Below are 20,716 nucleotides of genomic sequence, written 5' to 3'. Positions count from 1 at the left end.
ATAATAAGATAGCACGACCCACTCCAGCAGACATTGCGCTAGGCAAGGCTCAACGGCTCATGTCACTAAGGCGCGTTTGCCACTCATTAAGACTTTCCACTAAGCGGTTGCGTTGTTCGTCATCCAGGCTGCGATCCAGGCGCAGCAGCCAATCCAGCCGCCGAGAACGATAGATTGCCATTTCGGTTTCCGTCTCTGGCCCGGCTCGCCACGCCACCACATCATTCACCCATTGCGACAACGCCGCTTCGGTATCAATCGATTGTCTGTTATTGATAATGTTAAACAGGCGGCTGACTAACCGTTCACGTACTTGACGGAATGTCGGCATCGCCGCTTGTTGGTATTGCGCCATTTCGGTGAAGAGCGGCTGCTGATCGCGGTCGGTATCACCCACCCACTCTTCGGTATCTTCTTCCAAGTCATCCCGTTGATAGGCAAATTGCTCGTCCTCAGAACGCTTAGCGCGGCGCTGGGTGGCTTGTTCAATTTCCTCTTCCATCCACTGCGTCAGTGCTTGCGCTTGCTCATCGTCAAAACTATCAAGTAAACGTGCGGTGGCGGGCACAAAAGCCTGTAACGTCGCGCGAATTCTCTCTTTCACCGCGTCTTGATGCGCGCGTAATTGCGCCATCGTTTGCCGCTCGGTACTTTGTGTGGCGATCAGTCCTAAGCGCTCAGCAATCGCCGGTAATTCGTGAGTGCGGTGCCATTGTTGAATCTTATCGAGATCGGCTTTGACTTGGCGGGACTGTTCGGGGCGCAAATTGACAATATCGTCAATGTAGTAATGAATCCAAAACGGCAAGGTGTTATAGGCCAGCTCTGTGGTACAGCCTACCAGCAAAAGCAAACAGCCAACTACCCACCCTGTTCGACAACCTTGTTTGACCATCCCTTCCTGCGTGTTCAATTAGCCTCGCCTTTGTGCCGCCAGCTGTTCAAAAAGCTGATTAGCCGCCTCTTTATAGGCCGGTAGCCGATACAAGTTCGCACCTACCTCATACCAGCATAGCGCCAAATAGTCAGCAAACGGCAACCACGCCAAGACGCGCCTGCGCACCGCCTCCGTCGCTTTTATCTGTTGCTGCGCACAATAGGTTTCAATCACCGCATCAGGCTGTAGGGCATTGGCACGACAAAACAGCGCAATATCAAGGTGCGCATCGGCCGTACGTGCATATTCCCAATCAAGCACGACAGCGCCACGATGGGGCGTCATCACAACGTTGTAAGCGCCCAGATCCATGTGACACAGCACCGGAATATCGCCCTCTTCGGCAGGTCGCTGCGCGATTGCCCAGGCTTTAATATCCGCTAGACGATGCACGTTGGCGGCTGATAGCTGCCGCTCGTAATGCTGGCATTGTGCATCAACCGAGGCGGTTTCAATTTCAACCGGTAATTGGTGTATACGAACCAACAGGTCGATTAAGATCGCTGCGTGATCATCGTTACATTGATCAAGCGGCTGACCTGGCACCCAGGGCACCAGTAAGCCTTCGGCCAACAGCGCAATCGGCTGAGGTGCCAACCCATGATTGGCGGCCAAGGATTGTGCGTTTGCTTCGCGCGCCCGATCGATGTCAAACGCCCTGACGGCTTGGCTATTAGGACGCCATACACTCTGTCCACCTTGTGAATCGGTAACGCGCCAACAACGATTGGTCAAACCGGCGGCCAGTGGCTCAGTGTGGATTATCTCTGTCGGCTTGGCGTAAAAGCGGCTCAGTGCCGTGTTAATTGGCGCGTCGAGTGCCGGAGACCAATCATTCACTGACAAACGTCTCAACCCCTTGCCACGCAATCACACCAGAGTGTAAGTCCATCAGTTGCAAGCGCAGATGATAGGGGCTCCCCGCTGTTATTTTGCCACTCAGCTGGTACTCAGCCCCGAGCATTCGACCATATTGAACAATGGTAGACGGGTCGACCAATGCTTGATTTTGCGCCAGCCCAAGTGACTGACGCACCGCTTGCACTCTCGCCTCAGGCACTGGCGTAATGCGGCCAGCAGTGACTAACCCCGCTTTAAGCTGCTCGGAATAAGTTTGTGTCGGAAAGTAGTGGTTACTCAGGTTTTGAATGGGCTGCACCAGGGTGACGGGTGACGATTGCAACGGCTGGCTGTCAAGTAGTCCACTTACCGCCGCGTGCATTGCCTGATCTAAGCTCGGATGAGGCCGACGAGAGGGAGTCGTTGTCGATGGGCTCTGCGCACCCGGTTGATAAACCGGTTGTGTGCGTGGCGCACAGCCAATCATGGTCAGTAAGAAAAACGCCATGAGCAGAGTGGTAAGCAGTGAAGGCTGTCGCAGCGAACGCTGTCGCAGTGAATACTGTCGCCCCGCCGACGGCATGGGTAAAGAAGCAAAGCGGACAAGTGCCATTGTTATTTCCTCAAGGATAAGTATGAGCCTGGCTGTTGATCTCGACGTAAGGAGGCACGCTAGTGGACAATCACCATGCGGTACTGGGTCGCGCTCGCGGTCGGCACCCGAGTATTAATACGTTTAGAGGCCTTCGCAGGCAACGAAATACGCTGCCACTCAGACGGCGAGGCCTCCACTTGCAGCCCTTGTTTGTCGTACCAATAAAAGCGGTAACGCATCCACTGGGAGTGCTGGCTACGATTAATAAGCGTTAAACAGGTTTGTTGCATGGTCTTCGCACCGGCACACGCCCGCCGTTTAACGTCGAGTACCTGCGCCAGTGTATTATCCGAATAAACCACAGATTGTCCTGGCGTGATCGAAAGAGATGGCTTGCCGGTGGCACATCCAGCCAACAGGCTCAGGGTTGCCAGTAAACACAACCATTTACCCATACTCTTACCCTCTTAACGCTTGTCTCGACTAGCCAACCACCATTGGCCCCAACGCCCGGCCACCCACTAGATGCATGTGAATGTGGTAAACCTCTTGCCCACCATGCTGATTACAATTCATGATCAAGCGGTAACCGTCTTCGGCAATCCCTTCGTCAGCGGCTAATTTTTTCGCCACCGTAATCATACGTCCCAGCGCAAGCTCATCATCGGTATCCACATCGTTAGTGGTCGGAATCAACTTATTGGGCACGACTAAGATATGCACAGGGGCACGCGGGTTGATATCGCGAAAGGCGGTCACGAGTTCATCCTGATACAAAACATCCGCAGGGATTTCTTTACGAATGATTTTGCTAAAAATTGTTTCTTCCGCCATGGTTCACTCCCTTTTATTGTTGTTTACCGCGCCAAGTATGCGGCAGCCCTACTTGAAGGGCAATACGCTGACGGTGCTAATGTACAACAATTGCGTCAACATCCGGTTAAAACTTGGTTAATCTCCCTAAACAATCAGGGGCTGAATCAAGTAATCGATTGCGTTACCATAGCGACAATGCCTTGACATGTAAGGATCACAGCATGACCACCCTATTATTTAAGAATGTCTCCGTTGTCAACGAAGGACAAGTTGTTGAAACGGACGTCCTCATTGAGCATGGCCGAATCAGCCAAGTCGCCCAAGATATCAGCGCGCCCGCCGCGGCCGATTGCCGCGTGATTGATGCCACTGGCAAGCACCTTCTCCCTGGGATGATTGACGACCAAGTGCACTTTCGTGAACCCGGTTTTCCGAAAAAAGGTACCATCGCCACCGAATCCAAAGCGGCGGTCGCGGGAGGCATTACCACCTACATGGAAATGCCTAACGTCAACCCACCCACCACGACGCTAGACGCGCTGGAAGAAAAATACCAACGCGCCGCGCAATCCAGCCATGCTAACTACGCATTTTACCTCGGCGCGACCAACGACAATATTGACGAAATTCGTCGTTTAGACCCCAATAGCGCCTGCGGGGTAAAAGTGTTTATGGGCGCCTCCACCGGCAATATGCTGGTGAATGATCCAGAGACACTCAACGCCATTTTCGCTGATTGTCCCACGCTTATCGCCACCCACTGCGAAGACACTCCCATGATCAGCGAACTCGAGAGCATCTATCGCGAGAAATATGGTGAAGACGTGCCGATTGATGCCCACGCGCACATTCGCTCTAAAGAAGCATGTCTTAAATCATCCCAGCTGGCGGTTAACCTCGCTAAAAAGCACGGCACCCGTTTGCATGTGCTGCACTTGACCACCGAAGATGAGCTGTATCAGTTTGAGCCAGCCAAAACGCTCGAAGCCCTGCAGCAAAAGCAGATCACTGCTGAAGCCTGTGTCCATCACCTGTTTTTCAACCGAGATGATTACGCGACAAAAGGCACGTTGATCAAATGTAACCCAGCGATCAAAGAAGCTCACCATCAGCAGGCACTGATTCAAGCGGTCAAAGACGGCGTGATTGATGTGATTGCCACCGATCATGCCCCCCATACGTTTGAAGAAAAGCAAAACAGCTACTTCAACGCGCCGGCTGGCCTGCCACTTGTGCAACATGCGTTACAAGTGGCCTTAGAGTTTTATCATCGTGGTATCTTCGATTTGCCTTTGGTGGTGCAAAAAGTGGCACACGCCCCTGCAGTTCGCTATCAGGTGAAAGATCGTGGCTTTATCCGTGAAGGGTATTGGGCCGATTTAGTGCTGGTGGATCTCAACCAAACCCAGACGGTTGGTCAAGATAACCTCTTCTACCAATGCCAATGGTCACCGTTTGACGGCCACACTTTCGGCTCTAGCATTGATATGACTATCGTCAATGGCCAAATTGCCTTTGAGCACGGTCAACACAGCGACGAACGCTATTCAACGCGCCTTGAGTTCGACCGTCAGTAAGTCATTGCATAGGCGCGCGACTATGTGTCGCGCGCACAAGACAGATATTTCACTGTATAACGCGTCAACAAGGGTGTTTTTGTCTGACAGGTCAAACTCTGGCATCACAAACCTTGCGCGCAATAACGATTTGCTTTTATATCCGAATCGTATATTGTGTGGGTGATATATGGATATTCACGCTGCTTGGTTTCAACACCGGATGATGTTGAAAAGCTGTGTTCGCAAGGAGAGGTAACCTTAAGCGTCTTTCGGTTATCGCGACACTCGTATCCTACCTCTTCCACTGGCGCAAGCTGTTCATCATGCCTGTTTTGGCCTTTGATGAAACGCTCCAGCTGGCTGATATCCGCATCAGGGCGTGCATTGTGGCTCCGGCCAACAATGACCAACCCAACACGAATGACGGGCGTTTGCGCATAAATCGCAGGCGACCATCCAAATCATCGAGTATCTGCCGTGCCAACGATACTGAGCGCATTCAGCGTCTATGGCTATTGGTGAACTCGTGACGTCGAATAATCAACCAGTGAGGTGATGATGTCTTCATCTGCTTCTAAGCCACTTCTCAGTGTCGAAAACCTGAGTGTGTCATTTACGACCAACGACGGCATGGTCGATGCCGTTAAAAATGTTAGTTTTGACATCATGCCCGGTGAAACCGTGGCAATCGTTGGTGAATCAGGGTCAGGAAAATCGGTTTCTAGTAGCGCCGTGATGGGGCTGCTCCCCAATAACGCATTAGTTAAGCCGGCCTCTAAAGTGACCTTTAATGACACCAATGTCTTGACGCTGTCCACCAAGCAAATTCAGAAGATGCGCGGCGATCGTGTCGCCATGATCTTCCAAGAGCCGATGACTTCGCTTAACCCTTACATGCGTGTTGGCGAGCAGTTAACCGAAGCGATTCAGTGTCACCACCGCACCACAGCTGAGAAGGCAAAACAGCGCATCATCGACTTGTTAAACCTGGTTCACTTGCCTAACCCTACCAGCGCGTTAGAGAAGTATCCGCACGAGTTTTCTGGCGGTCAGCTTCAGCGCATCATGATTGCCATGGCACTGGTTAACGAACCGGATTTGTTGATTGCCGACGAGCCAACCACCGCCCTTGACGTCACGGTGCAAGCGGAAGTGCTTAATCTGATTGGCGAGCTCCAGCAAAAAATGGGCATGGCCATCATGTTTATCTCGCACGACCTCGGCGTGGTGAAACACCTGGCCGATCGTGTGGTGGTCATGTGCAAGGGTGAAGTGGTCGAGACCAACGACACCCAAGCCCTGTTCGAAAATCCACAAAAAGATTACACCAAGATGCTGATCGACGCCGTGCCGCGTGGCCGCAAAGAAGCCCCGCAGGACGATGCAGAAAACTTGCTGACCGTGGATAACGTCACCATCAAGTACTTCTTGGGGGCAGACTTCTTTGGTGGCAACAAACGCTATTTCGAGGCGGTCAGCGATATCAGCTTATCACTGCGACGCGGTGAGACATTGGGCATTGTCGGTGAGTCTGGCTCAGGGAAATCGACCCTAGGCCGCGCCATTATGCGCCTGTTACCCGTCGCTGAAGGTCGCGTTTGTTTTAAAGGCCAAGATATTCACGGGATCAAAAACAGCGAGAACAAAGCGCTTTGCCGCGATATGCAGATGGTGTTCCAAGACCCATTTGGCTCTTTGTCGCCACGCATGACAGTCGGTGAAATTGTTGCCGAAGGCTTGCGCACGCATTTCCCCGAGTTGAGCAAAAAAGAACGTCTCGAGCGGGTGAAAGATGCACTGTATGAGGTACGTCTAGATACCTCAGCGATCAACCGTTATCCGCACGAGTTCTCCGGCGGTCAGCGTCAGCGTATCGCGATAGCACGTGCGTTGATTTTGAACCCTGCGTTTATCTTGCTGGATGAGCCAACTTCGGCACTGGACCGCTCCGTGCAGCTGACGGTCATCGACTTGCTGAAAGATATCCAAAAACGCCATAACATCGGTTATCTGTTTATCAGCCACGATTTGAGTGTGGTTCGTGCCCTCTCCGATCGCGTGATGGTGATGCAAAAAGGGAAAGTCATGGAAGCCGGTACCCCAGAGGAAATCTTCCATCACCCACAAAACGAGTACACGCGTAACCTGATTGCTGCCTCGTTCGACCTTGCAGAAGAGGAAGTGGCCTAGCCCACGCAGTGATGCCCAAACGGGCAACATCGTTAAACAAAAAATGCGCCAATTTGGCGCATTTTTTTATGGTTTCTATCCACTTATACGCTGCCCGACTCAACGCCTTCTTGTTAACGCAAGCAGGCGTTAAGCCAAACAGGCACCATTAACGGATTAGTCATCCATTTCGGCTATCTTCACCTTCCAGGTGTCTGGGCCAATCTGATGCGCATTTTGTCCTTGCGCGTCGACGGCCACCGTGACCGGCATGTCTTCGACATCAAATTCGTAGATGGCTTCCATCCCCAAATCTTCAAACGCCACCACACGTGCGTGCTTAATCGCTTTTGAAACCAAATAGGCCGCGCCGCCAACCGCCATCAAGTACACGGCTTTGTGGTTTTTGATTGACTCGACCGCCGCCGGGCCACGCTCGGCTTTACCAATCATGCCCATCAAGCCGGTTTCGGCGAGCATCATATCGGTAAACTTATCCATACGGGTCGACGTGGTAGGGCCTGCAGGGCCAACCACTTCATCGCCTACCGCATCAACAGGACCCACGTAATAGATAAAGCGACCGTTAAAGTCGACGCCTTCGGGAAGGCCTTCGCCATTGCGCAGCATTTCTTGCAAGCGTTTGTGTGCGGCGTCGCGTCCAGTCAGAATCTTGCCTGATAAAAGCACGGTTTCACCGGTTTGCCAGCTTTGCACGTCTTCTTTGGTGACCGTATCCAGGTTGACACGACGTACATTCTCGCCGACTTCCCAAGTGACTTGCGGCCACTCTTCCAGTTTTGGTGGTGCCAACTCGGCAGGCCCGGTACCATCAAGTGTAAAATGAACATGACGTGTGGCGGCACAGTTCGGAATTAAGCACACAGGTTTAGACGCCGCATGGGTCGGAGCCGTTTTCACTTTGACATCCACCACCGTGGTTAAACCGCCCAGCCCTTGGGCACCGATGCCCAGCTTGTTCACACGATTGAAAATATCGAGGCGCAGCGCTTCATCGGCATTGCTTGGACCACGCTCGATAAGCGCTTGAATGTCAATGTGCTCCATCAGTGACTCTTTGGCTAACACCGCGGCTTTTTCTGCCGTGCCGCCAATGCCGATACCCAGCATGCCCGGTGGACACCAACCCGCGCCCATTGCAGGCAAGGTTTTTTCTACCCACTCGGCAACATCATCCGATGGGTTAAGCATCACCATTTTGGTTTTGTTTTCAGAGCCTCCGCCCTTCGCGGCGATTTGAATATCCACGGTGTCGCCTGGCACCATATCAATGTGCACCACCGCAGGGCTGTTATCACGGGTGTTTTGGCGTTTACCTGCCGGATCAGCCACCACAGAGGCACGCAACGGGTTGTCAGGATTGGTGTACGCACGTCGCACCCCTTCATCCACCATTTGCTGTACCGTCATATCGTGGCGGTCCCACTGCACCGCCATCCCTACTTTGACAAAACAGGTGACAATACCCGTGTCTTGGCAAATCGGGCGCTTGCCCTCGGCCGACATTCGCGAGTTAATCAAAATTTGCGCGATGGCATCTTTCGCCGCTTGGCTTTGCTCCTTGTTGTAGGCTTTTTCAAGGGCTTGAACAAAATCAAGAGGGTGGTAGTAAGAGATATATTGCAGGGCATCTGCAACGCTTTCGATCACGTCTTGCTGTTTAATAGTGGTCATCATTGCCTCTGGTGTCATTTGCAGGACCCAAAGCGGGTATCCAGTGTTGGGGAGGCCTTCCCCTCGTTATTATCGTTTGGCTAGGCAGTTTTACTGCTCTGTGATGAGAGAAGTCGATGGTTGACAGCAACCTCGCTTCGTCTTTTATTGTTGCTCGTGCCGGAAAAGGCCTAGCTATGATACGCTTAGCGCTATCTGCGCGCCACACGGCGTCTTAACCGTGATCACAAAAAGAAGAATGCAACCACAAAACGCCATGAAGCTCACTACCACGCCAATCGACTACGCCCCGGATCTTGCGTTGACCCTGTTTGATAAGATAGCTCATCAGCCCTGGGCGATGTTGCTCCACTCGGCCACACGGACGCACCCAGATAGTCGCTTCGATATCCTGGTCGCCGATCCCATCGCCACGGTGACCGCACGCCACAACCAAGTGACCACGCGTTATCCCGATGGGCACACCACCACTGACGATCACGATCCCTTTCACTGGGTCGCACAATTACAAGCACAGCTGTTACCGGCGGTTTCTGAAATCGCCCCCTGGCCGTTTGCCGGCGGTGCCCTTGGATATTTTGGTTATGACTTAGGGCGCTATGTTGAAACCCTACCCACGCGGGCTAAAGACGAGCTCAATGTCCCTGACATGGCGGTTGGCCTCTACGACTGGGCAGTGGTGATTGATCATCACCAGCATCAAGCGGTGGTGATTGCCCCTGATAGCGATCAGCGCTGGCAATGGCTCACTCATCAAGCTGCACCGTCCCGTCCATCGTTTGCACTCACCGAACGCTGGCGCGCGAACATGACCGAGGCACAATACCAGCAAAAATTTGCTCAAGTGCAAGCCTATTTACATGCCGGGGATTGCTACCAAATCAACTTAGCTCAACGCTTTTCCGCCCACTATCAAGGGGATGAATGGCACGCCTATCGTAAACTGGCCACCCGCAATGGTGCCCCCTTCTCTGGCTTTATCCGCTTGGCAGACAGCGCCATCTTATCGGTCTCGCCCGAGCGCTTTCTCTTGCTACACAACCAACAGATTGAAACCAAACCTATCAAGGGCACGCGCCCTCGCTATGCCGATCCGCAACAAGATGCAGACAGCGCTCAGGCACTGAAATCGGCGGAAAAAGATCGTGCTGAAAACTTGATGATTGTCGATTTGCTCAGGAACGATATTGGCCGAGTTGCCTCGCCAGGTTCGGTTTCTGTGCCTAAACTCTTTGATATAGAGAGTTTTCCTGCCGTGCACCATATGGTGAGTACGGTCACAGGTAGGCTCCCCGAAGACAAAACTGGCCTCGATCTGCTTCGCGCGGCGTTTCCCGGTGGCTCGATTACCGGGGCACCCAAAGTACGCGCAATGGAAATAATTGAAGAGCTTGAGCCACACCGTCGCCATATTTATTGCGGCAGTTTTGCCTACCTCAGCCGCTGTGGTCGCATGGATTCAAGTATTACCATTCGCACCCTGGTCGGTCATCAAGGTCAACTGCATGTGTGGGCCGGCGGTGGCTTGGTTGCTGATAGCAAGGCAGATGCCGAGTACCAAGAGACGCTCGACAAAGTCAGCCACATTCTCCCCGTGCTGGCAGACGATGACAGCTTGGCTGCCCCTTTAACTGATTTAACGGAGTCACGATGACGCTAATCGCCGAAGAGCATGCTTATTTCACGCCTATCCGCTGTACGTTACGCGCGAAAGCCGCCTCTTGGTCTGCGTCCTCGACTCATCCTCAACCCATCTGCGACGCGCCAGGCCACCCCTTATCGCCCGCGGATGTCACCCGGGCTTTTTCGTTAACCCCGCTGGCGCGCCACGACAGTCGCATTTTAAACCGCGTTCGCCTCTCACCCAGGATATTGGGAGGCGCCGATTTTCAACCTGCCGCGGTATTGATTGGCTTAGTGCCACGCGAAAACGGGATTCAACTGGTGTTAACCCAGCGCGCGAGTCACCTAAAACATCATCCTGGCCAAGTCAGTTTCCCTGGCGGCAAGCGAGAGCCATCCGATAAAGATAATACCGACACCGCCACGCGGGAAATGTGGGAAGAAACCGGGATTCGCGTTGCCCCTGACGCGATTATTGGCCACCTGTGCCCGCTTCCCACCGTCACCGGCTACTACATTCACCCGGTCCTCGCGTGGGTAGCACCGGATTACCAACCTTATATTGATGACAATGAAGTCGCTGCCTGCTTTGAAGTGCCGTTAGATACCCTTTGCCGTCCCGGGCATATTCGCGAACAGTCTTTCCTACTATATGGCCAGTGGCACCCTGTGTGTGCGTTTTATCACCAAGACAGACTGGTTTGGGGTGCCACTGCGCAATTACTTCGCGCATTAATCAGCCAGCTAACATTGTTTTCACCCTCGGGTAACCACTCGTCAACCCGCTCATAACCATGTAATCAATAGGGACTTAGACGCACTTTGATGCATATTTATCCAACAAATATCTATACATTCATGCCTATATAGAAGCGCAATCCGCTCTCCGTTATTGATAGTCATCACATTTTGGTGCAATAGTCTGCGCACTGCTTTTCATATAGCGATCTAGCTCTTGGTTTTCTCTGTGGAAATCGCCAGAATTCGCCTTCCCTGATTCCCGTTCCCTACAATGTGAGTAGTATTGTTATGCAAACAACCTCGACGACTGGTACCAGTGCAACGTCGCGCCCGCGCTGGACCAAACAAGATACAACCTGGGCGCTTTCCCTTTTTGGCACCGCGGTTGGCGCGGGTATTCTTTTCCTTCCGATCAACGCAGGCATGAGCGGCTTTTGGCCTCTCGTGGTCATGACCTTGCTTGTTGGCCCAATGACCTTCTTTGCCCACCGCGGCCTCTCTCGTTTTGTTTTATCTTCTAAAAATGCAGGCAGCGACATTACCGAAGTGGTTGAAGAGCACTTTGGTGTTGGCGCGGGCAAACTGATCACCTTGCTGTACTTCTTTGCAATCTATCCGATTGTGTTGATCTACGGCGTCGGGATCACCAACACCGTCGACTCCTTCTTGGTCAACCAGCTTGGCATGGCGTCGCCACCACGTGCGATCCTCTCGCTAGCGCTTATTCTCGGCATGATGTCGGTGATGCTACTGGGCGAAAAAATGATGCTGCGTGTCACTCAGTTTTTGGTCTATCCGCTGGTTGGTATTTTGGTCTTTATGTCCATCTACCTGATCCCAGAGTGGAACACCGCGGCGCTATCGCAAGTGCCATCTGCCGGTGACTTTGCCATTACCCTTTGGATTTCGATCCCGGTACTGGTTTTTGCGTTTAACCACAGCCCGGCCATTTCGTCTTTCTCATTGGCACAGCGTCGTGACCATGGCGACGAAGCGGAATACAAGTCTGGTCAAATCTTGATGCGCTCGGCCGCCATGTTGGTCGGTTTCGTGATGCTGTTTGTCTTCTCTTGCGTGCTGTCCCTCACGCCAGCAGATCTGGCAGCGGCAAAAGCGGAAAACATCGCAATCCTTTCTTATTTGGCCAACAAGCATGAAAGCCCGTTCATTTCCTTCTTGGGTCCATTGGTGGCCTTTGTCGCGATTGTGTCCTCGTTCTTTGGTCACTACCTAGGCGCACGTGAAGGCCTGAACGGAATTGCCACCAAAGCGCTGCGCAGCATGGGGAAACCCGTTGATCGCAAAAAAATCGACGTGTTCACCGTGGTATTCATGATCCTGACCATTTGGTTAGTCGCCACCCTAAATCCAAGCATTTTGGGGATGATTGAATCACTTGGCGGCCCAATCATTGCCACCATCCTGTTTATTATGCCAATGTATGCCGTGAAAAACGTGCCAGCAATGCAGAAATATTCAGGTACAATCAGCAACGCCTTTGTTCTGATTATGGGGCTGGTGGCAATTTCCGCAATTACGTACAGCATGATCTCTTAATCACTAACGATTCTGAATCAGCCGTTTTGCTAAATCGAACACAGCGCGCGCAGCAGGCGCTATAGGACTGCTGCGTTGGGCTCTATGCCCACCGCATCCATCGATGTTTGCGGATAACAAGGAGCAGTGAAGGCTGCTCCTTTTCATTATGGCGAGCGTGCGCTTGCCATCACAGTCAATACCATGGACGGATGGCGTAAACACTAAATCCATTGCCCTTAGGGCATTGACTGAGGTAGACACATGATCAGTGTTTTTGACATTTTTAAGATTGGCGTTGGCCCATCCAGTTCTCATACGGTTGGCCCAATGAAAGCGGGCAAGTGCTTTGTTGATGAGCTAACCGCCAGTCAGCGTTTAACCGACGTCGATCGCGTCACGGTTGACGTATACGGCTCATTGTCACTCACCGGTAAAGGCCATCACACCGACATCGCCACGATTATGGGCTTAGCAGGCAACAGCCCTGAAACCGTTGATATCGATTCGATTCCCAGCTTTATTAAGCGGGTAGAAGAGACAGAGCAATTGCCACTGGGTGAGCAACAGCACGCCGTCGCCTTCCCGCGTGATGGAGGGATGAACTTTCATACCTCTAACCTCTCACTGCACGAGAACGGCATGCAAATCCATGCCTGGCAAGGCGATGAGTGTGTACTGAGTAAAACCTATTACTCGATTGGCGGTGGCTTTATTGTTGAAGAAGCCGAATTTGGTCAGCCTGCCATGCAAGCGGTGCAAGTCCCTTACGACTTCAATAGCGCTGACGGCCTACTGGCACTCACCCAAGAAACCGGTTTTTCGATCAGCGGCTTGGTGATGGCCAACATGCGCAGCATGCACAGCCAGGACGAGATTGATACCTACTTCGCTGACATTTGGAAAACCATGCAGGCGTGTATGGCGCGCGGGATGGAAAACGAAGGCGTATTACCTGGCCCGCTGCGTGTGCCGCGCCGTGCTGCCGCCTTACGTCATCAACTAAAGACCAGCGAAAAATATAACATTGATCCCATGGCCGTGGTCGATTGGGTGAACATGTTTGCCTTTGCCGTTAACGAAGAAAACGCTGCCGGTGGCCGCGTGGTGACCGCGCCCACCAATGGCGCATGTGGCATTATTCCTGCGGTGCTGGCCTACTACGACAAATTTATCGAGCCGGTTGATAAGTCAATCTACACCCGATTTTTTGCCGCCTCCGGCGCGATTGGTGGTTTGTACAAGCAAAACGCCTCTATCTCAGGTGCCGAAGTCGGTTGCCAAGGCGAAGTGGGCGTCGCCTGCTCTATGGCCGCCGCTGGCCTCGCTGAGCTGATGGGCGGTAGCCCGCACCAAGTTTGTATGGCGGCCGAAATCGCTATGGAGCACAACTTAGGCCTCACTTGTGACCCGGTTGCCGGGCAAGTACAGGTGCCTTGCATTGAGCGCAACGGCATTGCGGCGGTGAAATCCATTAATGCCTCACGCATGGCACTTCAGCGTTCGTCCGAGCCGCGTGTATCACTGGATAAAGTGATTGAAACCATGATGGAAACCGGCAAAGACATGAACGCCAAATACCGCGAAACCTCACAAGGTGGGTTGGCCGTTAAAGTGATGTGTTAACCCTTCACTGTCAGGCTTAATCGCGGATAAAAAAAGCTCGGCCTCTGATGGCCGAGCTTTTTTAGATCTCAACAATGTACCAGGCGTTTAGTATCAGACGTTTACGCCGTTTGCGGCGCTAGCGTTGCTTTTTGCTCACCAACGGGCAACACAGTACGGCCGTACTCTTCGTTAAGCACCTGCGCCATCGCGAAGTAAATCGCACTCAAACCACACACAATGCCCTCAAAGCCTGCAATGGTGCCAATCAGTGCACTACCGGTAAAATCGCGCGCTGCTAGCAAGAAGAAAAGTACGGTCAAGCTAGCAAAGACAAACTGCTTAGCCAGGCAGTAACGGCGTGAACCGATGTACATAAAGCCGGTAAACACACCCCACATCACCAAGTACCAACCCATAAAGCCCGCTGGGCTCGGTTGAGCAATCCCCATTTCTGGCATGACGATTAGCCCTACTAGCGTCAGCCAAAACAGGCCATAAGAGGTGAATGCCGTGGTACCAAAGGTATTGCCCTTTTTGAATTCCATGATGCCGACAATCACTTGCGCCAAGCCACCATAAAAAATGCCCATCGCCAAGATCATGCTATCGATAGGGAAAAAACCCGCATTATGAATGTTCAATAATACCGTGGTCATTCCGAAACCCATCAACCCCAAAGGGGCAGGATTTGCCAGTTTGTTTTCCATCAGAGCCCTACTTCGTATAAAAACAATTTAATGTTGAAAATGAGCGCGGATAGTGTCAGATAAAAGTGATTATCACGCGCAAAAACGCGGCAATATTACGGTTTACAGGACAGATGTAAATAGGTTTTAGCGCTTAGAGGCAGGATTAGACAATAAATCCATCAAATCAGATAGCAAACTGGACAAACTGAGGCGATAAATAATAAAAAAGCAGCAAAACGCTGCTTTTTTATCCATCACGTTTAGGCGCTTTTTTAACGGGTGCTAAACCCTTTGCTGTGCAGAAAGTCTTTCATAAACGGACGCGCTTCTTTTTCTAGCGTGGCGGAGATCTGCTCGCTCCAACTCATGTCTTTATTGCCGCCCGTGCGCGTTTGATAATACTCGCGCACTTGGTTGTCATAGTCGCTTAGCGCCGCCTCATCGATGGCTTGATAGCTGTTCTCGTGCACCAAAAGCTGTGCAGGTAATTTAGGCTTGGTTTCTGGGTCTTGCGCCGGCACACCCAAGCACATACCAAACAAAGGCATCACGTGATTCGGCATCGCCAACAACTCGGCCACCTTTTCCGGCTGATTGCGTAAGCCACCGATATATACGCCGCCAAGGCCCATCGATTCCGCTGCCACCATCGCATTTTGCGCCATAATCGCGCCATCAATCGCACCGATAAGCGTCTGCTCGGTAAAGCCCAATTTGGCATTAGGGTTGATTTGCTCGTGACGATGGAAGTCCGCACACCACACTAAGAACTCGGCACAATCGGCCACATACGCTTGGTTGCCCGCGTATTCTGCCAATAAGCGTCGTTTTTCTTTGTCCGTCACACGAATAATGCTGGTGCACTGCAAGAAACTTGAGCTGGATACCGCGCGTGCCGCATCAATAATCTGGGTTAATTGCTCGGGAGAAATGGCATCTTGAGTAAATTTGCGAATAGAGCGGTGAGAAAGAAGTGTCTCAATCGTTGGATTCATTGTGCTTCCTTATTTGACGTTGAGCCGTAAAAGCGGGACTTGATGGTTTTACACCTTTATACTCAACGAAGCAATCACCCTGCTCTCGCGCTTTATGTCCCACTCACCCCACAAGCACGTGACCCCACGCACTGGCACGCCTTGACGCTTATCATCGGTTTTTCCTATTGGTGCGAGAGGGAAATTCATCTTTTCTAACGCGCGCCCATCAGGCATAGTAAGACTATTAACGCTAAAGGAGATGAATATGTTCGTCGTGATTTTTGGTCGCCCCGGCTGCCCATTCTGTGTTCGCGCTAAAGACCTCGCGGAAGATCTAAAAACAAACCGTGACGATTTCAACTACCGTTATGTTGATATCCACGCAGAAGGCATCAGCAAAGCCGATCTAGAAAAAACCGTCGGCAAGCCGGTTGAAACCGTGCCACAAATCTTTGTTGACCAAGAGCACGTTGGCGGCTTTACCGAATTTGAAGCCTACGCCAAAGAAAACCTCGGCCTTTTCCAAGACTAATTTGCCGAGTGACCGATTTAAAAAAACCAGCTCATTGGCTGGTTTTTTTGTGTTCTGTGTTCGTGACGACCTTGCACATATGCACCAGTCAGCCCGTCATTGGTGATCAATAAAGCGGATAATCGCGTTCATAATCAATCTATGCGCCTCTTCTCGGGATTGTTGCGCTGACGTTTGGCAAAGATGGCCTTCCCCTTCCAATGCTAATATCTGCACACCTTTTGCCGTACACCGACTAAAGGCACTAAAAATGGTGGTATGCGACGTTGTCATTAGCGCCATATTCGGAATCGCGGCAATAGACTCAGCGACCTCCAATTCCGGCAGCGCAGAATGACGGCTACGAATATCCATTACTTTCACAGGCACCTTGATGTCACCAAGGCTCTGCGCATCCAATGTTTTGGTTAATTCAGGATTAATCGCCACAATGGCTTTGACACGATCATCGTGATTGGTGCGGCTAAGCATGGACTCAGACACCTTGCTCAAATCCACCTTGTTTTTCTGGAGCCAGCGACAATCAATATTCACCCCTTCCTGTGTGCAAGATTGCTTGTAAAGCGCCGGATCAAACTTCGCCCCCGCCAGTGACAGCATGGACGTGCCGCCTAAGAAAAAACCAACCCCATACACATGGTCAGTATCGATAGCCTGCTCAAACGGCGCGGTATTCATAAGATGCGTCAAACTGATTGATAGATCGCTCGGCCGCAACCACAACTCACTTGGTGCCGACGTAACATTCGCGGCCGAAAACCCAAGTTGCTGCGGCACCACCACGATAAATCCCGCTTTGGCCAAACCGGACGCCACCCACCCCGCGTGGAAGGGCGATGCACGCATGCCGCCATGTGCCAACAGCACAACAGGGTGTTTGCCCGACGCAACCGGCGCATTCCGGTTGGTTTTCGTCCCCACAAATACTTTGTTTTTGCCGAACTCAAAACTGGTTGAATCCAATGTGGTGGGATACCAAATATCCACCTCGATCGTCGATTCACGCTCGGGGTTAAACACCGTCTGTGAAGCCAAACCACTGGCTGCAAATTCCTTGGCACTCACAGTGAAGGACAATGCCAGCCAAGCCATTACCATCAACCATCGTTTTATGTTCATCGCACGTCCTTACGCTGTGAGCCAGAAAAATAATAGGCCGGGGGATGTCCCATTGCCTTTTTAAACATGGCGATAAAATTACTGGGGGTCGCGTAGCCTAACGCAAAGGCCACATCGCCCACCCGTTCACCTTGCGCCAATAGTGCTAATGCGTGATTCAACTGCGCTTGGTTTCGCCATTGCACAAAGGTCAGGCCGGTTTCGGCCGGCATTAAACGTCGCAGTGTTCGGGCTGACAATGCCCCCACTTCAGCCCACTGCTCCGCAGTATTTTTGCTATCTGGGTGACGTAAAATCGCCTCGGCAACGCGCACTAATCGCGGATCAGTTGGCATCGGTAGATAAAGCGCTTCAGCCTCTGCAGTGCGGATTTCATCAATGATCACATCAGCAATGCGTCGGTTCTCCGCAGTGAGCTGCGCTTGATCCCATCCCGCGCTTCGCACCACCATCGACTCCAGCATTTGATTCAACCCGACCACTTGGGGGCGATTCGGCAACGACTGGCATACGGCAGGTAAAAGTAACACCGAATAGCCGCTCACCGCATTACAAAAAAGCACGCTGTGTTTCGCGTTGGGAGGGATCCAGCCAGCGCGAGACGGTGGTAACACCCATGTGCCCTCAGCCGTTTTTATCTGCACCAGTCCCGATTGCACACATAAAAGCTGCCCTCTATGGTGCGTGTGCCAGTGATACCGCTTTGTGTCTCTTTTACCAGTATCAGCCTCACGTGACCACGAACAGGTGATCAGCGCCGCGCCTGACGCTCTTTCACTTGTCTCCCAAACGCCCATACCGCTCTCCCTACTTGGCCATATTTCATTATTATTAGGCCAAAGCGCATTAACATGCCAATACAATAACACCCTACAGTGAAGTCTTGTGGTTAGCAAAAGAAAGGAACGGTCGATGATCGACGTAACATTCGCCATTTATTACGCGTTATTAGGGATGGGAGTTGGCTTTATTGCCGGTTTAGTGGGTGTTGGAGGAGGTGGGTTAACGGTGCCAGCCTTTACCTTATTGTTTGCGGCGCAAGGGATTGGCGACCAACACGTCGTCCATATGGCGCTCGGGAGCTCAATGGCCGCGATGGTGTTCACCACCTTCAGTAGTATGCGTGCCCATTATGCCAAAGGCCATGTCCATACATCACTTGCCACTAACATGGCGATCGGTGTGATGGCCGGCACCTTTATCGCCACCACCATAGCCGCGGCTGTCAACGGTGTGGCGCTCGCTCTCTTTTTTAGTCTGTTTATGCTTTATGTGGCTTACAAAATGTTCCAACCCAAACGCCCACAAGCCAACTTAACGCCACACAAACCGGCAGGCAATGTCGCGGTCGGTACACTGATTGGTACCATTTCTGCCCTCGTCTCAGTCAGCGGCGCCGGCATGATCGTCCCTTATTTAATCGGCCAAAACTTAGCAGTAAAAAACGCGGTTGGCACCTCGGCAGCGATTGGGTTTCCACTCGCCATCACGGGCACCTTGGGGTATTTGCTCAACGGCTGGGAAAACACCACACCGGAGCAACTCACATTTGGCTATATTTACCTTCCCGCGGTGGTGCTGTTCTCGCTCGCCAGTTACTTCTCGGCACCACTGGGTGTCGCCTGTGCCGCACGCTTGCCCGCCGATAAACTGAAAAAGACATTGGGCGTGTTATCCCTCTTGCTCAGCATCAAAATGCTCATGCATGTTTTGCAGGGTTAACGTCACACCGATAAACGACTCACAAACCAAAAAGCCAGCAATGTGCTGGCTTTTTGCTTAATACACAAAGTTGCGTATCGTTTTTTACGCCGCCGCGTTGGCCGCTACCTGCGCAAATGCGGTTTCCAACACTGCTTTGGGTGGTTGCAATAAAAACACCTCGTGAACCAGCTGAGTTAATGCCTCGACGCTATCGATGCTTTTATCGGTGACAATTTCCCCTGCCGCATTCCACACCAAAAACTGCTGATTACGGATCAAATAGCGGTGTGAAGCGGTGATCAACGACACCACTAAATTTTTGACGAAAACCGCATCAGGATGTTGATGAGAATAGAAATGCGCCACTTCAAAGTCGGCTTCTACCACATCATAAAGCTCAACCTCGTACAGTGTTAGTGGCGGTTGCTCGGGCTCGTGTAATACCACCGTCACTACATCGCCATTGCGCGTGATTTGATAAGTATCGTGCCCGATGGTGCAGGTGCGCTGGTTGATATTGAGTAACCCGCGCGGGGTTTTATTGCCAAAACCAACGTCCACCAGATACGTTTCACCATCGAGCTCAAGCACATTCATACGGTGAGTGCGGGGATTGGTAGGTTTACCATTAAGCATCACCCGCGCCAGCACACTGCGTACATCAAACCCCAAATGTTTCAGGGCAAGGTAGGCAATTTTATTGTGCTCAAAGCAATAGCCGCCTTGTTGGTTCACCACCAATCGCTCAAACAAGGCATCCGTCTGTAAAGAAAGCGGCTGCCCTGCCAAGGCATTGAGGCTAGAAAACGCATACCGCGCCAAGTGCTTTTCAATAAGCTCAGTGACCAGTGCCACGCCCTTCGCCTCACTCAAAGCGAGGCGATGTAAATACTGTTCAATCATGGGTGCTGATGTCATCGTCGACTCCTTATGTGAATGGCACCAGATTAATCCCTCAAGTTGGGTTGAGGTAAAGCGTTAATCGGATGATAAGAGCGACTTTTCCATACGTAGCAATACCCATGACTCACCGCGAAATGAACGCATACCGCTTTCTCGAGAAGTGACCACAAAACCCCAATGACTCATAGCACCGTTTAGCCGCGGTGTTGTGCTCAAACACCGCGAGCGATAACGCGTTAGCACGATATTCTGACGTGGCCAATTGGATAAGCTGGCAGAGCATTTGATTGGCGATGCCTTGACCGCGAAACGGCTTAGCGATAAAAACACGACAAATACGAAAGTGATCCTCACTGGTTTTGACCAACTCTGCGTATCCCGCGCTCTCCCCCGAGACAGAAAACATGAAAGGCCACACGTCAGGTTGTGCACAATGCTGGCTGATCTGGTGCGCATTTAACGGAAAATCAAAGGTTGGGCCGCCCCATTGGTAATTTAATTCGTCTGAGTCGATCCAGTTTATCAATCGCTCGTAGTCAGATCGGGTGAAGGCTCTGAGTGCCATTTATTGAGACTCCAATATGCATGATTACGTCAGTAATAGCGCGACAATTTTCTTTATCAAAGGGCTGAGTCCCGCGCACCTAGCAATAACACACTTACTCTAGCGCCT

19 protein-coding genes and 1 pseudogene are annotated in these 20,716 nt (G+C 51.8%); 8 read left to right on the top strand and 12 right to left on the bottom strand.

What is annotated here, in order from left to right:
• Positions 1 to 49: 49 nt before the first annotated feature.
• The 5 genes from WN56_RS00590 to hinT are packed head-to-tail and all read right to left on the bottom strand — an operon-like array spanning position 50 to position 3,206.
• Positions 50 to 913 (bottom strand): DUF6279 family lipoprotein, encoded by an 864-nt coding sequence (locus WN56_RS00590; RefSeq protein ID WP_046073127.1) that lies wholly within the window; start codon positions 911 to 913, stop codon positions 50 to 52.
• Positions 914 to 1,777 carry a phosphotransferase gene (locus WN56_RS00585; protein ID WP_046073126.1) on the bottom strand — a complete coding sequence of 288 codons (864 nt, stop codon included), beginning with the start codon at positions 1,775 to 1,777 and terminating at the stop codon, positions 914 to 916.
• On the bottom strand, positions 1,770 to 2,390 hold the full coding sequence (locus WN56_RS00580) for a hypothetical protein (RefSeq protein ID WP_046073125.1): 621 nt from the start codon (positions 2,388 to 2,390) through the stop codon (positions 1,770 to 1,772). The genes WN56_RS00585 and WN56_RS00580 overlap by 8 nt, the downstream gene beginning before the upstream one ends.
• A 59-nt stretch (positions 2,391 to 2,449) precedes the next feature.
• Positions 2,450 to 2,827 (bottom strand): YcfL family protein, encoded by a 378-nt coding sequence (locus WN56_RS00575; RefSeq protein WP_046073124.1) that lies wholly within the window; start codon positions 2,825 to 2,827, stop codon positions 2,450 to 2,452.
• A gap of 28 nt (positions 2,828 to 2,855) precedes the next feature.
• A complete protein-coding gene (gene hinT / locus WN56_RS00570) occupies positions 2,856 to 3,206 on the bottom strand; it encodes a purine nucleoside phosphoramidase (RefSeq protein ID WP_046073123.1) in 351 nt (116 codons plus the stop codon).
• 203 nt (positions 3,207 to 3,409) lie between these two features.
• Between hinT and WN56_RS00565 the strand changes: the two genes are divergently transcribed.
• Both WN56_RS00565 and WN56_RS00560 read left to right on the top strand, forming a co-directional pair.
• A complete protein-coding gene (locus WN56_RS00565; RefSeq protein ID WP_046073122.1) occupies positions 3,410 to 4,765 on the top strand; it encodes a dihydroorotase in 1,356 nt (451 codons plus the stop codon).
• Positions 4,766 to 5,305: 540 nt separating this feature from the next.
• Positions 5,306 to 6,937, top strand: a complete 1,632-nt coding sequence (locus WN56_RS00560) for an ABC transporter ATP-binding protein (RefSeq protein ID WP_046073121.1) — start codon at positions 5,306 to 5,308, stop codon at positions 6,935 to 6,937.
• A gap of 156 nt (positions 6,938 to 7,093) precedes the next feature.
• Here the strand turns inward: WN56_RS00560 and WN56_RS00555 are convergent, their stop codons facing one another.
• Positions 7,094 to 8,611: a fumarate hydratase gene (locus WN56_RS00555; protein WP_046073795.1), complete on the bottom strand. Its 1,518-nt coding sequence runs from the start codon at positions 8,609 to 8,611 to the stop codon at positions 7,094 to 7,096.
• Between the two features lie 256 nt (positions 8,612 to 8,867).
• Here WN56_RS00555 and pabB point away from each other — a divergent pair, with 256 nt between their 5' ends.
• The 4 genes from pabB to WN56_RS00535 all read left to right on the top strand — a co-directional run bounded on the left by pabB (position 8,868) and on the right by WN56_RS00535 (position 14,137).
• Complete coding sequence (gene pabB, locus WN56_RS00550) at positions 8,868 to 10,265, top strand: aminodeoxychorismate synthase component 1 (protein ID WP_046073794.1); 1,398 nt, start codon at positions 8,868 to 8,870, stop codon at positions 10,263 to 10,265.
• Positions 10,262 to 11,026: a CoA pyrophosphatase gene (locus WN56_RS00545; RefSeq protein ID WP_052707978.1), complete on the top strand. Its 765-nt coding sequence runs from the start codon at positions 10,262 to 10,264 to the stop codon at positions 11,024 to 11,026. The genes pabB and WN56_RS00545 overlap by 4 nt, the downstream gene beginning before the upstream one ends.
• A 237-nt stretch (positions 11,027 to 11,263) precedes the next feature.
• Entirely contained in the window at positions 11,264 to 12,532 is a 1,269-nt protein-coding gene (locus tag WN56_RS00540) for a serine/threonine transporter (RefSeq protein WP_046073120.1), read from the top strand.
• A 243-nt stretch (positions 12,533 to 12,775) separates the two neighbouring features.
• The gene (locus WN56_RS00535; RefSeq protein ID WP_046073119.1) at positions 12,776 to 14,137 is read left to right on the top strand and encodes an L-serine ammonia-lyase; all 1,362 of its coding nucleotides are present in this window, start codon (positions 12,776 to 12,778) and stop codon (positions 14,135 to 14,137) included.
• A gap of 101 nt (positions 14,138 to 14,238) precedes the next feature.
• Here WN56_RS00535 and WN56_RS00530 read toward each other — a convergent pair whose 3' ends face one another.
• Complete coding sequence (locus WN56_RS00530) at positions 14,239 to 14,826, bottom strand: GPR1/FUN34/YaaH family transporter (protein WP_046073118.1); 588 nt, start codon at positions 14,824 to 14,826, stop codon at positions 14,239 to 14,241.
• A gap of 254 nt (positions 14,827 to 15,080) precedes the next feature.
• Positions 15,081 to 15,803, bottom strand: coding sequence for an oxygen-insensitive NADPH nitroreductase (gene nfsA, locus WN56_RS00525; RefSeq protein WP_046073117.1), 723 nt, complete (start codon positions 15,801 to 15,803; stop codon positions 15,081 to 15,083).
• Between the two features lie 247 nt (positions 15,804 to 16,050).
• Here nfsA and WN56_RS00520 point away from each other — a divergent pair, with 247 nt between their 5' ends.
• Positions 16,051 to 16,317 carry a GrxA family glutaredoxin gene (locus WN56_RS00520; protein ID WP_046073116.1) on the top strand — a complete coding sequence of 89 codons (267 nt, stop codon included), beginning with the start codon at positions 16,051 to 16,053 and terminating at the stop codon, positions 16,315 to 16,317.
• A gap of 96 nt (positions 16,318 to 16,413) precedes the next feature.
• On the opposite strand, the gene WN56_RS00515 is transcribed toward WN56_RS00520, so the two are convergent.
• Together WN56_RS00515 and WN56_RS00510 are read right to left on the bottom strand one after the other, a co-directional pair.
• Positions 16,414 to 17,436 carry a hypothetical protein gene (locus WN56_RS00515; protein ID WP_052707977.1) on the bottom strand — a complete coding sequence of 341 codons (1,023 nt, stop codon included), beginning with the start codon at positions 17,434 to 17,436 and terminating at the stop codon, positions 16,414 to 16,416.
• Positions 17,433 to 18,095, bottom strand: a complete 663-nt coding sequence (locus WN56_RS00510) for an AraC family transcriptional regulator (protein ID WP_231637369.1) — start codon at positions 18,093 to 18,095, stop codon at positions 17,433 to 17,435. The genes WN56_RS00515 and WN56_RS00510 overlap by 4 nt, the downstream gene beginning before the upstream one ends.
• A 253-nt stretch (positions 18,096 to 18,348) precedes the next feature.
• Here WN56_RS00510 and WN56_RS00505 point away from each other — a divergent pair, with 253 nt between their 5' ends.
• On the top strand, positions 18,349 to 19,158 hold the full coding sequence (locus tag WN56_RS00505; RefSeq protein ID WP_046073114.1) for a sulfite exporter TauE/SafE family protein: 810 nt from the start codon (positions 18,349 to 18,351) through the stop codon (positions 19,156 to 19,158).
• A gap of 84 nt (positions 19,159 to 19,242) precedes the next feature.
• Here the strand turns inward: WN56_RS00505 and WN56_RS00500 are convergent, their stop codons facing one another.
• The gene (locus tag WN56_RS00500; protein ID WP_046073113.1) at positions 19,243 to 20,058 is read right to left on the bottom strand and encodes an arylamine N-acetyltransferase; all 816 of its coding nucleotides are present in this window, start codon (positions 20,056 to 20,058) and stop codon (positions 19,243 to 19,245) included.
• A 60-nt stretch (positions 20,059 to 20,118) separates the two neighbouring features.
• Positions 20,119 to 20,608: pseudogene (locus tag WN56_RS00495) on the bottom strand (GNAT family N-acetyltransferase).
• Between the last annotated feature and the right edge of the window lie 108 nt (positions 20,609 to 20,716).

The sequence above is a fragment of the Salinivibrio sp. KP-1 genome, assembly GCF_000968645.1.
Lineage (GTDB): Bacteria > Pseudomonadota > Gammaproteobacteria > Enterobacterales > Vibrionaceae > Salinivibrio > Salinivibrio siamensis.
This window is presented reverse-complemented; position numbering and strand designations above follow the sequence as displayed.